General features: G+C 64.8%; 15 protein-coding genes. 7 read left to right on the forward strand and 8 right to left on the reverse strand.

Annotated features, from left to right (window positions below; genetic code table 11):
* Positions 1-73 precede the first annotated feature (73 nt).
* The 6 genes from yihA to KC8_RS00090 form a co-directional block, all read right to left on the reverse strand.
* Positions 74-721, reverse strand: coding sequence for a ribosome biogenesis GTP-binding protein YihA/YsxC (gene yihA, locus KC8_RS00065; RefSeq protein ID WP_010125174.1), 648 nt, complete (start codon positions 719-721; stop codon positions 74-76).
* On the reverse strand, positions 718-2,424 hold the full coding sequence (gene yidC, locus KC8_RS00070) for a membrane protein insertase YidC (protein WP_010125175.1): 1,707 nt from the start codon (positions 2,422-2,424) through the stop codon (positions 718-720). Before yidC ends, yihA begins: the two co-directional genes overlap by 4 nt.
* A 17-nt stretch (positions 2,425-2,441) precedes the next feature.
* The gene (gene yidD, locus KC8_RS00075) at positions 2,442-2,654 is read right to left on the reverse strand and encodes a membrane protein insertion efficiency factor YidD (RefSeq protein WP_010125176.1); all 213 of its coding nucleotides are present in this window, start codon (positions 2,652-2,654) and stop codon (positions 2,442-2,444) included.
* Positions 2,651-2,989 carry a ribonuclease P protein component gene (gene rnpA / locus KC8_RS00080; RefSeq protein ID WP_010125177.1) on the reverse strand — a complete coding sequence of 113 codons (339 nt, stop codon included), beginning with the start codon at positions 2,987-2,989 and terminating at the stop codon, positions 2,651-2,653. Before rnpA ends, yidD begins: the two co-directional genes overlap by 4 nt.
* Before the next feature lie 26 nt (positions 2,990-3,015).
* Positions 3,016-3,150 carry a 50S ribosomal protein L34 gene (gene rpmH / locus KC8_RS00085; RefSeq protein ID WP_010125178.1) on the reverse strand — a complete coding sequence of 45 codons (135 nt, stop codon included), beginning with the start codon at positions 3,148-3,150 and terminating at the stop codon, positions 3,016-3,018.
* Between the two features lie 88 nt (positions 3,151-3,238).
* Entirely contained in the window at positions 3,239-3,547 is a 309-nt protein-coding gene (locus tag KC8_RS00090; RefSeq protein ID WP_010125180.1) for a hypothetical protein, read from the reverse strand.
* 198 nt (positions 3,548-3,745) lie between these two features.
* Between KC8_RS00090 and KC8_RS00095 the strand changes: the two genes are divergently transcribed.
* The gene (locus tag KC8_RS00095; RefSeq protein WP_010125181.1) at positions 3,746-5,254 is read left to right on the forward strand and encodes a YifB family Mg chelatase-like AAA ATPase; all 1,509 of its coding nucleotides are present in this window, start codon (positions 3,746-3,748) and stop codon (positions 5,252-5,254) included.
* A gap of 118 nt (positions 5,255-5,372) precedes the next feature.
* On the forward strand, positions 5,373-5,813 hold the full coding sequence (locus tag KC8_RS00100) for a DUF805 domain-containing protein (RefSeq protein WP_010125182.1): 441 nt from the start codon (positions 5,373-5,375) through the stop codon (positions 5,811-5,813).
* Here the strand turns inward: KC8_RS00100 and ruvX are convergent.
* Both ruvX and KC8_RS00110 read right to left on the reverse strand, forming a co-directional pair.
* Complete coding sequence (gene ruvX / locus KC8_RS00105) at positions 5,810-6,268, reverse strand: Holliday junction resolvase RuvX (RefSeq protein WP_010125183.1); 459 nt, start codon at positions 6,266-6,268, stop codon at positions 5,810-5,812. The two genes, KC8_RS00100 and ruvX, sit on opposite strands and share 4 nt — an antisense overlap.
* Positions 6,265-7,392 (reverse strand): DUF3089 domain-containing protein, encoded by a 1,128-nt coding sequence (locus KC8_RS00110; protein WP_010125184.1) that lies wholly within the window; start codon positions 7,390-7,392, stop codon positions 6,265-6,267. The genes ruvX and KC8_RS00110 overlap by 4 nt, the downstream gene beginning before the upstream one ends.
* Positions 7,393-7,536: 144 nt before the next feature.
* On the opposite strand from KC8_RS00110, the gene KC8_RS00115 reads away from it, so the two are divergent.
* From KC8_RS00115 to KC8_RS00135, 5 genes are all read left to right on the forward strand, one after another.
* Positions 7,537-9,276 carry a DUF4153 domain-containing protein gene (locus KC8_RS00115; protein WP_010125185.1) on the forward strand — a complete coding sequence of 580 codons (1,740 nt, stop codon included), beginning with the start codon at positions 7,537-7,539 and terminating at the stop codon, positions 9,274-9,276.
* A gap of 43 nt (positions 9,277-9,319) precedes the next feature.
* On the forward strand, positions 9,320-9,607 hold the full coding sequence (gatC, locus tag KC8_RS00120) for an Asp-tRNA(Asn)/Glu-tRNA(Gln) amidotransferase subunit GatC (protein ID WP_010125186.1): 288 nt from the start codon (positions 9,320-9,322) through the stop codon (positions 9,605-9,607).
* A complete protein-coding gene (gene gatA / locus KC8_RS00125; RefSeq protein ID WP_010125188.1) occupies positions 9,607-11,088 on the forward strand; it encodes an Asp-tRNA(Asn)/Glu-tRNA(Gln) amidotransferase subunit GatA in 1,482 nt (493 codons plus the stop codon). The genes gatC and gatA overlap by 1 nt, the downstream gene beginning before the upstream one ends.
* A 1-nt stretch (position 11,089) precedes the next feature.
* Positions 11,090-12,577, forward strand: a complete 1,488-nt coding sequence (gene gatB, locus KC8_RS00130) for an Asp-tRNA(Asn)/Glu-tRNA(Gln) amidotransferase subunit GatB (protein ID WP_010125189.1) — start codon at positions 11,090-11,092, stop codon at positions 12,575-12,577.
* An 88-nt stretch (positions 12,578-12,665) separates the two neighbouring features.
* On the forward strand, positions 12,666-12,989 hold the full coding sequence (locus tag KC8_RS00135) for a DUF1476 domain-containing protein (RefSeq protein WP_010125190.1): 324 nt from the start codon (positions 12,666-12,668) through the stop codon (positions 12,987-12,989).
* Positions 12,990-12,993: the final 4 nt, after the last annotated feature.

Genomic DNA, 12,993 nt, shown 5'->3' on the forward strand with positions numbered 1-12,993 from the left:
CCCGGGGCATAAAGGGGCCGGGCCATACACTCAACCTTTTCGCCCGAACTTGTTTCAGGCGATCGCGGCAGGATCAGCTGACCGACCGCAGGATCGCGGCGCGCAATTCGGCCATGCCGAGGCCGGTTTCGCTGGATGTGACCAAAATTTCCGGATGCGCGGCCACATGGGTACGGCCTTCGGCGACGGTGCGTTCCGTCACCGCGACAAGCTCGCTCGCCTTGATCTTGTCCGCCTTGGTGAGGACGAGATGGTAGGAGACGGCGGCTTCGTCGAGCATCTTGAGGACATCGCGATCGACGTCCTTGATCCCGTGGCGGCTGTCGATCAGCACCAGCGCGCGTTTCAGCACCTGCCGGCCGCGCAGATAATCGTTCACCAGAAACCGCCACTTGCGGACCATGTCCTTGGGCGCCTTGGCGAAGCCGTAACCGGGCATGTCGACAAGGCGCATCCGGGGCGGCGTGCCGACATCGAAGAAGTTCAGTTCCTGCGTCCGCCCCGGCGTGTTCGACGTGCGGGCCAGCCCGTTGCGGTTGGTGAGGGCGTTCAGCAGCGATGATTTGCCGACGTTCGAACGGCCGGCAAACGCCACTTCCAGCGCCGACGGATCGGGCAGGAACTGGAGCGACGGCGCCGATTTGAGGAAGGCGATCGGCCCCGCAAACAGCTTGCGCGCGTCCTCGATCAGAACTTCGGGTGGGGTTTCGTCTTCGTTCACGATTTGCCTTCCGCTGCGATCAGCCCCGGATGACGGCTGTAAAGCCACTTCTGCTGGGCGATCGTCAGCAGGTTAGAGACGGTCCAGTAAAGCTGCAGGCCGGCCGCGAACGGTGCCATGATGAACATGAAAATCCACGGCATGATCGAAAAGACCTGCTGCTGGATCGGATCCATCGGCGCGGGGTTCAGCTTGAACTGCAGATACATGGTGATGCCCAGCAGGATCGGCAGCACGCCGATCGCAAGGAAAGCCGGCGGGGTGAAATCGAGCAGGCCGAACAGGTTGAGCGGCGTCATCGGATCGGGCGCGGACAGATCCTTGATCCAGCCGATGAACGGCTGATGGCGCATTTCGATCGTCAGCATCAGCACCTTGTAGAGCGCGTAGAAGATCGGGATCTGCAGCAGGATCGGCAGGCAGCCGGCGAGCGGATTGACCTTTTCCTTCTGGTACAGCGCCAGCAATTCCTGCTGCAGCTTCTGCTTGTCGTCCTTGTGGCGGTCCTGCAGTTCCTTCATCTTCGGCTGCACTGCGCGCATGGCGGCCATCGACGCGAACTGCTTCTGCGCGATCGGGAACATCAGGCCGCGGACGATGCACGTCAGCAGGATGATGGCGACGCCGAAATTGCCGAACTGTTTGAACAGCCAATCGAGCACATAGAAGATCGGCTTTTCGAACCAGATGAACCAGCCCCAATCGATCGCCCGATCGAAGTTCACGAAGCCCTGATGCTTCTTATAGGCATCGAGCACCGTCACTTCCTTGGCACCAGCGAAGAAGTGCGAGGTCGAACGGGTCGCCTGGCCGGGCTGCACGATCACTGGCGCGGTCGAAAAATCGGCCTGGTAGCGATTGCCGCCACCCATGCGGAAACCGGATTCGAACGCCGCCTTCTGATCGGGCACCAACGCCGTCAGCCAATATTTGTCGCCAAAGCCGAGCCAGCCGCCGGTGGAATTGAACCGGGGCGCTTCACCCTTGTCGAGATCCTTGAAATCGACGCTGTAATTGGTCGCATCGTTGAACGTGCCGATCGGGCCGGTATGCGCGGTCCAGCTGGACGGGTCCTTGCTGTGGCCGGTGCGGCTGATGAGCGCCCACGGACGCACCGACACGGCGTTGGGCGACGTGTTGGCGACCTTCTGTTCGACGGTGAACAGATAATTGTCATCCACCGTCAGCGTGATCGTGAAAAGCTGGCCCTTGTCGTTGTTCCAGTTCAGCGTGACCGGCTTTCCGGGGGCGAGCACCGTGTCGGCGGTCTGCCATGCCGTCTGGTCGCTGGGCGCGGTCAGGCCGTCGCCGGTGAAGCCGAAACCGGCGAAATAGCTGTCCGCCGTGCCGCTGGGCGAAAGCAGACGCACGCGTGGCGAATCCTTGGCGATCGTTTCGCCATAGGTGACGAGGACGAGATCATCGATCCGCGCGCCCTTCAGATTGATCGAACCCTGAAGCCGTGGCGTCTGGATGGCGATGCGCGGGCTTTCCTGCAGCACGGCGCCACGCGCGCGGATCGCCGCTGGCGCATTGGCAGCCGGCGTTGCGCCGGGCGCGGGCAGGGGCACCGATTTGCCGTCGACGATCTTGGTTGCCGGCGGATTCGCGGGCGGGAAGAAATGGTTTGCCACAAATGGCCAGCCGAACAGCACCAGCAGCGACATCAGGCATGCCAGCACCACGTTGCGCCAATTCTCCACGGATCAAGCTCCTGAATTCAAGGTACTGGATCGATGCCGGATCCCCCCCAGGGGTGGCATCGCAGGATTCGTTTGGTGGCCAGCCAGCCACCCTTCAGCGCCCCATAGCGCCGGAGTGCCTCAATCGCATAGGCCGAACAGCTTGGGTGATAGCGACAGGATGGCGGCAGTACCGCCGATGGCCCCCATTGCCACGCCCGCGCGAGCAAAATGAGGGCGCGCGCAATCATGATGCTGGCCCGGGCCGCACTTTGGACAACGCCTTGGAAAGTTCTCGACGTAGCGAATCGAACGGACGTTCGATCCCGCCTGCGCGGCCGATGAGCACATGATCAGCGCCGGGCACGCCTTCAAGCGGCAACAATTCGGCCGCAAGTGCACGAAAGCGCCGTTTCATCCGATTGCGGATGACGGCGCCCCCGATTTTCTTCGTAACGGTATAGCCGATGCGAATCGCATCCGATCCATCGTTGCGCGGACGCACCAACAGAACGAAGCCCGGCATCGGCGCACGCCGGCCACTATTCGCGGCAAGGAAATCGGCGCGACGGTTGAGCGTGGTCAACCCTGCGCCGTTTGCCGGCGAAATGTTCAGGCCGAGAGCGACTTGCGGCCGCGTGCGCGGCGTGCCGCCAGAACCTTGCGGCCGCCCGGCGTCGCCGAACGCGAACGGAAACCGTGGCGACGCTTGCGCACAAGGTTGCTCGGCTGGAAGGTGCGCTTCATCGGTCATTCCCTATCGATCGAAACCAAAAAGGGCCGCCCATGGGACGGCCGCTGTCGACGGCGCGGATAGGCAGGATGGTCGCCAAAGTCAATCGCCCTGCGTTGTTTTCGTCTTCGCCACCTGTTCGCGCCGCCGCGCGCTTTGCCGGCGCAAACCCCAATCCGTCCATGCGCCATGGCGCGGCCAGCGGCGCTTGAACGCCACATAGCGCTTCTTGGCCCAAAGCGAATTTTTGAGCATCGTGCCGAAGCCCAGTGCGAACAGGATAATCCCGCCTGGCCCCGGCAACAACCCCGCCAGTGGCGCGAGCAGAACCAGCACGCAGCCGATCGCAAACAAGACGAGTCGGACGTGATCGTTGCGGCCCAGAGCCTTCCAGCGGGCGGTGATCGACATGGAATGCAAGTGGGGGGCGTGGATGACGGCGACAAGGCATCATCGCCTTCGATTCGACGAAATGCCGCGCCGGTTCGGCGAACGGGATGGCGGGTGATGCCGGGGTGCTGCGGCCAGCTTGGCCAGCGGTTTCAATGGCTTCTCGACTCGAGGGTTGATCCCTGTCTAGAACATGCCGGGAACAGGGGGCTGGTTCATATGGTGGCGCACGTCGCGACGGTTGCGTTTCTGGGGCTGGAGGCGCGCGCCGTCGAGGTTCAGGTGCAGGTGGCGGCCGGCGTGCCGGCGTTCATCGTCGTCGGGCTGCCCGATAAAGCGGTGGGCGAAAGCCGCGAACGGGTGCGCGCAGCACTTGCGGCGATCGGGCTGGCGCTGCCGCCCCGGCGGATCACCGTCAATCTGTCGCCTGCCGATCTGCCCAAGGAAGGGTCGCATTACGACCTGCCGATCGCGCTTGGCCTGCTGGGCGCGATGGGCGTGATCGATGCCGAGACGCTGGCGTCCTATATCGTCGTTGGTGAAATGGGGCTGGACGGGCGGATCGCGCCGTCGCCCGGTGTGCTTTTGGCCGCCATCCACGCGTCGGAACGCGAACTCGGCCTGATCTGCCCGGCATCGCAAGGGGCCGAGGCGGCCTGGGCCGGCACTGTCGAGGTGGTGGGCGCGCCCGACCTTCTCGCGCTGCTCAATCATTTCAAGGGCGGTCATCCCCTGGCCGCACCCGTGCCCGGCATCGTTGAACCGGTGGCCGCCGGCCCCGATCTGCGCCAGGTGAAGGGGCAGGAAATCGCCAAACGTGCGCTGGAGATCGCCGCCGCCGGTGGCCACAATCTGTTGATGAGCGGCCCGCCCGGATCAGGCAAGTCGTTGATGGCGGCGTGCTTGCCTGGCATCCTGCCTGAACTGACCCCGGCCGAGGCGCTGGAGGTGTCGATGGTGGCCAGCGTCGCCGGCGAATTGCGCGAAGGGCGGCTGATCCGCCAGCGGCCCTACCGCGCGCCGCATCATTCGGCGTCGATGGCGGCGCTGGTCGGCGGCGGATTGCGGGTGCGGCCGGGCGAGGTGAGCCTCGCGCATCTCGGCGTGCTGTTTCTGGATGAACTGCCTGAATTTCAGCGCACGGTGCTCGATTCGCTGCGCCAGCCGCTGGAAACGGGGACGGTTTCGGTGGCGCGGGCGAATGCGCATGTGACCTTCCCGGCGCGCGTCCAGCTGGTAGCGGCGATGAATCCGTGCCGGTGCGGGCATCTGGGCGATGCGTCGCTCGCCTGCGCCCGCGCGCCGCGCTGTGCGGCGGATTATCAGGCGAAGGTATCCGGGCCGCTGCTGGATCGCATCGATCTGCATGTGGAGGTGGCGGCGGTCAGTGCGGCCGATCTGGTGCTGCCGCCGCCGGCCGAGGGATCGGCCGAGGTGGCCGCGCGGGTGCGCGGCGCGCGGGACGTGCAGACGGCGCGTTACGATGGCCATAATGTGCGCACCAATGCCGAAGCGGACGGTGCGCTGCTCGATCGGGTCGCGACGCCGGACGATGCGGGGCGCAAGCTGCTGGCGCAGGCGGCCGAAGCGATGCGGCTATCCGCGCGCGGCTATCACCGGGTGCTGAAAGTCGCGCGGACGATCGCCGATCTTGGCGGCAGCGACGGGGTTGGCCGGGTGCATGTGGCCGAGGCGCTGAGTTATCGCAGGCGGCCGCCGGTGAATTGATCCGTCCCAAATAGAGTCACATTCCGTCAGTTCCCGCTTTGATGACATTGCGTTACGTTCGCGCCCGGCCCGCACCGCATGATGGGGACAGGAAATGCGGGCGAACAGGAGGACCACCATGGAATGGATGCTTCTGCCCTTGCGTCGTTATGTCCAGTTTTCCGGCCGGTCGCGGCGCAAGGAATATTGGATGTTCGCCCTGTTTTTGCTGATCGTCTACATCATTGCGATGGCGCTCGATTCCATGTTGGGCTTCGGGACAACCACGCGTTACGCCGATGTGAGTGAAACGGGGGCTGCCGCCGGTTTCAATTCCACCGGCGGGATCATCACGATGTTGACGATGCTGGCGATGTTCCTGCCGTCGCTGGCCGTGGGCATCCGCCGTCTGCACGATACGGATCGTTCGGGCTGGTGGCTCCTGATCGGGCTGATCCCGTTGATCGGCACGATCGTGCTGCTGGTATTCTATTGCACCGATGGCACCAAGGGACCGAACCGTTTCGGCCCGGATCCAAAGGGCGATACCCCGGCCGAAATGGCGGAGACGTTCAGCTAACGGGTCAGCCCGTCGATCGCACCCTGCAGGATGTAGGCGGCGGCCATCTTGTCGACCAGTTCGGCACGGCGGGCGCGGCTGGCGTCGGCTTCCAGCAGGGTGCGGGTGACGGCGGCCGTCGACCAGCGTTCATCCCACAACAGGATGGGCAGGCCGAGCGGATCGAGGTTGCGGACGAACGCGCGCACCGATTGGGTGCGCGGGCTATCGCTGCCGTCCATGTTGAGCGGCAGGCCGACGACCAAGCCGCGCACGCTCTGCGCGTCGACGAACTGGCGCAGCCGCGCGAGATCGACGGTGAATTTGCGGCGTTCGATCAGTTCGGCCGGGCTGGCGATCGTCCACATCGCATCGCACACGGCGACGCCGATCGTCTTGGTGCCGACATCCAGCCCCGCCAGCCGCCCGCCTTCGGGGAAGGCTTCGCGGAATTCGAGGATGCTCTGCGTGATCATGGGCGCAGGAATGCAGCGGCGCGCGCTTCGGCATCGGCGCGGATGTTGGCCCAGAACAGGGCATAATCGAACACATGGAAATTGCCGCCGGGCAGGATGTAGCCGGAATAGCCTTCGGGCGCCGCGCCGATCATCAGAAATCCGCCCGATCCGCACCGGGCCGGGACGAGCGCGGCCTTGAGTTGGGCGCTTTCCATCCGCGCATCGGGCACCAGCGCGCCGCGATTGGCGGTGCGCAGCGCTGCCGTATGCGGGGTGCCGGTGATCGGATTGACGCACAGCATCGGCGTATCGCGGCGCGGGATGCCGGCAAGCCCGGTGGTGGCGTTGTAGATGTCGGTCACGAGATGCGTGTCGGCCGGTTCGGCAAAGCTCTGCCACGAAAGCACACAACCGGCTTCACCGGGGCCGGTGCAGGCGGGCAGGCCCATCGCGGGTAGATCGGCGGTTTCCGATACCGGCCAGCCGACCACATAAGCCGCGACGATGCGCTGGGCGACCGGCTTGCCCGCCACCTTTTCGGCCATCAGCCGCATCAGATGCAGCGATCCCTGGCTATGCCCGGCCAGCAGGATCGGCCGGCTTTGCGGGATTTGTGCAAGAAACGCATCAAACGCGCGGGCGACGTCGGCATAAGCGAAATCGATCGCGGCGATGGAATTGGCGTCCGCCTTCATGAACGCGCCCAAGGTCGCCTGGCGATAACGCGGCGCCCACACCGCGCCCATGCCGTTGAACGCGCTCGCCTGGCTGCTGGTGAACAGGCGCAGCCGTTCATTGGTGTCGGCATCGTCAAGTGGCGCGTTCCAGCGATCGCGCTTCATATAGCTGGTCGGCGGCACGTAGAAGACGGCGACGGCCGGCCGTTCCGCGCGCTTGAAACCGGGAACCACGAAGCGGGCGGGATCATCGGGCAGGTCGGGCCGGGCGAGCCATGCGCCGGGCTTGGTATAATCGGGCGCGCCCGCCGCCGGTGGCGCGGTGAAGGATTGGGACGGCACGAAGGCCGCACGCATGATTTGGTCCTGGAAAATATTCCAGCCGATAGCCGCGGCCAATGTGAACACGATCAACCCCGCGACAATGTATAGAAAACGGCGTGCGGGCAATGTCGTGGCTCCCATTGTGCAGCGCAACATAAAAATTTGCACTGGTGCGTGCGTAGACGGCAATCGTGGGCCGGCGCAACCGCCATGCTGGCCATTTAACCGTCGCAATCCGATCGAAACCGGCTAATCTTCCTGCAAATCAAGGATTAGGGGTGTCGGGTGGAGATTGTCGACGCGAAGCCGGCCTGGCCGGCCCGGGCCTGGGGGCTGGCGGTGCTGGGCGGGGTGGTCGGCCTCGCAATTCACTGGCTGACCGATGATCCCGAAAAATATCGCGTGACCAGCGATGCGTTCCGCCTGGCCGCGGCGACCTTTCTGGGTGTTGGCGGGGTGGCCTTTGCGCTGACGCTGGAACGCGTGCGGATCAACTGGTCGGTGGCGTTCGCGCTTGTCGCGGGGCTGGTGGTCGCGTCCGTCATCTACTGGAATGGCGGGCCGGGGCGCTGGGATGCCAATGATGGCTGGCGTTTCTTCTGCGGGCTGTTGGCGGTGGGCATTGCCGCACCCTTGTTTCAGGCGATGCGCGATCAGGGGCGGCGCGTGCTGCCTTATGCCGCCGTCCACGATCATGCGTGGACCAATGTGGTGCTGGGCGCGCTGGCGCTGGCGTTTCTCGGCATCGTCTGGCTGCTGGCATGGCTGCTGGCGTCGCTGTTCAACCTGATCGGGATCGATCTGCTGCGCGAATTGATGCGCAAGGAATGGTTCGGCTGGTTGCTGAGCGGGGCTGCGCTGGGCGCGGGGCTGGGGATGCTGCGCGATCAGGATCGCGTTGTCGGGATGCTCCAGCGCGTGGTGATGATCGTGCTGTCGGTGCTGGCGCCGGTGCTGGGCGCGGGGTTGCTGATCTTCCTGCTCGCCATTCCCTTCACCGGGCTGAAACCCCTGTGGGAAGCGACGCGCGATACGACGCCTATTCTGCTTGGCTGCTGTGCCGGCGGGCTGATCCTGGCCAATGCGGTGATCGGCGACAGTGCCGAGGATGAGGCGCGCAACCGGCTGTTGCGTTTCGGCGCGCTGGCGCTGGCGCTGGCGATCCTGCCGCTGGCGGTGATCGCGGCGATTTCCACCGGGCTGCGGCTCGATCAATATGGGCTGACCCCCAGCCGGTTGTGGGCGCTGGTGTTCATCGCCTTCGCCTGCGCGGTGGGGCTGGCGTATCTGGTCGCGCTTGCCACCAAGCGGATGGGCTGGGCGGAAGCCGCGCGGCCGGCGAATTTGCGGCTGGGCGTCGGGCTGTGCGGCCTGATGCTGCTGCTATCGACGCCGTTGATCAGTTTCGGCGCGCTTTCGGTGCGCGATCAGGTGGCGCGGCTGGAAGCGGGCAAGGTGACGCCCGCGCAATTCGACTGGGCGGCGCTGGCGTTCGATTTCGGCCCGGCGGGGCGCAAGGCGGTGGAGCGGCTGGCGCAATCGCCCGATGCTGCGATCAAGGCTGCGGCCGCCAAAACGCTGGCCACGAAGGATCGCTGGGAACTGACGCGTGACCGCGCAGCGACCGAGAATACGGACGATTTCGCCGAGCGGACATTGGTTTTTCCCGCCGGAACCAGCCTTCCGCCCGAACTTGTCACGGCGATCCTGCGCGAGGAAAATGGCTGTGGGCGAAAAAAATCCAGCCTGCGCTGCATCGTTCGTCAGGCCCCGGGCGGGGATCGGGCCATCCTGCTGAAATGGTGGCAGGACTGTAAAAGTTGCAGCAGCAATGGCGTTCAGTTCGTGCGAGCCGCCGACGGCAGTTGGAACAGTGCCGGCCGGGACGTTCCGTCCGTACAGCGCGACGAGGCCGGCATCGCCGCCCAGCGCGCGGCGGCTGAACGGGGCGAGATCGAGGTGCGCGAGGTGAAGCGCCAGCAGATTTTCGTCGGTGGAAAACCGGTCGGCGACGTGTTCGAGTAGGTCGGCGCTTGATGCGGCACGGCGCGGCTGCTAGCCGCGACCCATGTCTGTCGATGCCACAACCGTCCGCAAGATCGCGAGCCTCGCCCGGATAGCCGTATCCGATGCCGAGGCGGACGCGATGGTGCCCGAACTCAACAACATTCTCGGCTGGATCGAGCAGCTGGGCGAAGTCGATACCGACGGTATCGCCCCGCTCGCCGCCGTCATCCCCAACCATCTGCGCCTGCGCGACGACGCCGTTACCGACGGCAATGTCCGCGATCAGGTGCTGAAGAACGCCCCGCAGGCCGAACATGGCTTCTTCGCGGTTCCCAAGGTGATCGAATAGTGACCAGTCTGACCGATCTGACGATCGCGGGCATCCGCGATGGTTTCCGCAAAGGCGATTTTTCCGCGCGCGAAGTGGCCGACGCCTTCAATGGCGCCGTCGCCGGCGGCAAGGCGCTGAACGCATTCCTCATCGAAACGCCGGAACATGCCGTTGCCGCCGCCGACGAAGCCGATCGCGGCCGCGCGAGCGGTGAATTACGCGCGCTTTCGGGTGTGCCACTGGGCATCAAGGATCTGTTCTGCACCGCCGGATACCAGACGACGGCGGCCAGCCACATCTTGGAAGGCTTCGTGCCGACCTATGAATCGACGATCACCGCCAAGCTGTTCGGGGCTGGCGCGGGGATGCTGGGCAAGCTCAACCTCGATCAGTTCGCGATGGGTTCGTCCAACGAAACATCGGCGTTCGGCAATGTGATCAGCCCGTGGCGGCGCAACGATGGCGGCACCGCGCCGCTGGCGCCGGGCGGCTCATCGGGCGGCTCGTCGGCGGCGATCGCGGCGCGCATGGTGCCGGGGGCAACGGGCACGGATACCGGCGGATCGATCCGCCAGCCGGCCGCCTTCACCGGCATTTCGGGGATCAAGCCCACCTATGGGCGCTGTTCGCGCTGGGGCGTCGTGGCGTTCGCGTCGTCGCTCGATCAGGCGGGGCCAATGGCGCGCGACGTGCGCGACTGCGCGATCCTGCTGGAAAATATGGCCGGGTTCGATCCGAAGGATTCCACCTCGCTTGATCTGGCCGTGCCGCAGTGGGAAGCCGGATTGTCTAGCGATCTCAAGGGCAAGCGGATCGGTATTCCCAAGGAATATCGGGTCGATGGCATGCCCGCCGAGATCGAAGCGCTGTGGAGCCAGGGCATCGCGTGGGCAAAGGATGCGGGCGCCGAGATCGTCGAGGTTTCGCTGCCGCACACCCAATATGCCCTGCCGACCTATTACATCATCGCGCCTGCCGAAGCGTCGTCCAACCTCGCGCGTTATGATGGCGTGCGCTACGGCCAGCGCGTGCTGCCGGATCATGCCAATCTGCAGGACATGTACGCTGCCACCCGCGCCGCCGGTTTCGGCCCCGAAGTGAAGCGCCGTATCCTGATCGGCACCTATGTATTGTCGGCAGGCTTCTACGACGCCTACTACACCAAGGCGCAGAAGGTGCGGGCGCTGATCGCCCGCGATTTCGAACGCGCCTTCGAGCAGTGCGATGTGCTGCTGACGCCGACCGCGCCATCGGCTGCCTTTGGGCTGGGCGAAAAATCGGCCGATCCGCTGTCGATGTATTTGAACGACGTGTTCACCGTGCCGGCTTCGCTGGCCGGGCTGCCGGCCATGTCGGTGCCCGCCGGGCTGGACGCGCAGGGGCTGCCGCTGGGCTTGCAGATCATCGGCAAGCCGCTCGACGAACAGGGCGTGCTGAACGCCGGCCTCGCGATCGAGGAACGGGCAGGCTTCACGGCGCGCGCAGGAAAGTGGTGGTAAGATGAGCAGTTACCGTATCCAGGGCGCGACGGGCGAGTGGGAGGTCGTGATCGGCCTTGAGGTTCACGCCCAGATCACGACCGAAGCCAAGCTGTTCTCGGGCGCATCGACCAAGTTCGGCGCGGAGCCGAATGCGAATGTGTCGCTGGTCGACGCGGCGATGCCGGGAATGCTGCCCGTGCCGAACAAGGAGTGCATCCGCCAGGCGGTGCGCACCGGCATGGCGATCGGGGCTGAAATCCACCGCTGGTCGCGGTTCGATCGCAAGAATTATTTCTACGCCGATCTGCCGCAGGGTTACCAGATAAGCCAGCTTTATCATCCGCTTGTTGGCGAAGGTTCGATCCAGATCGAGCCGGAAGATGGCGTGTCCAAGACGGTGGGCATCGAACGCATCCACGTCGAACAGGATGCCGGCAAGCTGATTCACGATCAGCATCCGACGCGGTCCTATGTCGATCTCAACCGTTCGGGCGTCGCCCTGATGGAAATCGTGTCGCGGCCGGATATGCGTTCGCCTGCGGAAGCAGGGGCTTATCTGCGCAAGCTCAGGTCCATTCTGCGCTATGTCGGTTCGTGCGACGGCAATATGGAAGAAGGATCGATGCGCGCCGACGTCAACGTCTCCGTCCGCAAGGTGGGGGATGAACTGGGCACGCGCACCGAGACGAAGAACGTCAATTCGGTGCGCTTCGTCATGGCTGCGATCGAATATGAAGCGAACCGCCAGGTCGACGTGATCGAAAGCGGCGGCAAGATCGTCCAGGAAACGCGGCTGTTCGACCCGGACAAGACCGAAACCCGGTCGATGCGGTCGAAGGAAGATGCGCATGATTATCGCTATTTCCCCGATCCCGATCTGCTGCCGCTGGAACTGGACGATGCGTTCCTCGCGGAATGCGAAGCCAGCCTGCCCGAACTGCCCGATGCCAAGCGCGCGCGCTATGAAGGGCCGCTGGGGCTGACGCCTTATGCCGCCGGCGTGCTGACGGCGGATGTCGAAACGGCGCGCTGGTTCGAAGCGTTGCTGGCCGAAGCCGCCAAGGCGCAGGGCAAGCCGGAAGCCGATGTGGCAAAGGCTGCGTCCAACTGGCTGATTTCCGATCTGTTCGGCGCACTCAACCGGCTCGGCCGCGATATCGCCAACAGCCCGGTTTCGCCGGCGCAGGGCGGGCAGTTGCTGGGTCTTGTCGCTGACGGCACCTTGTCGGGCAGCCTCGCCAAGCAGGTGTTCGAAATCATGCTGGAAACCGGCGATGATCCGGCCAAGATCGTCGACGAGCGCGGCATGCGCCAGACCAGCGATACCGGCGCGATCGACGCGGTGATCGCCGACGTGCTGGCGGCCAATGCCGACAAGGTTGCCGATTATCGCGGCGGCAAGGACAAATTGTTCGGCTTCTTCGTCGGCCAGACGATGAAGGCGATGGCCGGCAAGGGCAATCCGGGCGTGGTCAACGAACGCCTGAAAGCGGCGCTCGACGGCTGATTTCACGATTGCCATGCCGCCCGCCGTTGCGTGGGCGGCAAGGCCTGCCTATCTGCATTAAGCAACAACGCCAGCCAAGGGACGGGGCATGACGACTTTTGATGATCGCGAACGGGGCTTTGAAACCAAGTTCGCCCATGACCAGGAAATGGCGTTCCGCGTGACCGCGCGGCGCAACCGCCTGATCGGCGCATGGGCCGCCGAACAGATGGGCCTGACGCCTGAGGAAACCGACGCCTATGCCAAGGCGGTCGTTCAGGCCGATTTCGAAGAAGCCGGTGACGAAGACGTGATCCGCAAGCTGCTGGGCGATCTGGTTTCGGCGGGCGTGGACACGGACGAAGCGGTGATCCGCACGGCGCTGGAAGCCAAGACGGTCGAAGCGCGCCGCCAGCTGATGGAAGCGAAATAACATC

It is taken from the genome of Sphingomonas sp. KC8, assembly GCF_002151445.1.
GTDB lineage: Bacteria > Pseudomonadota > Alphaproteobacteria > Sphingomonadales > Sphingomonadaceae > Sphingomonas_E.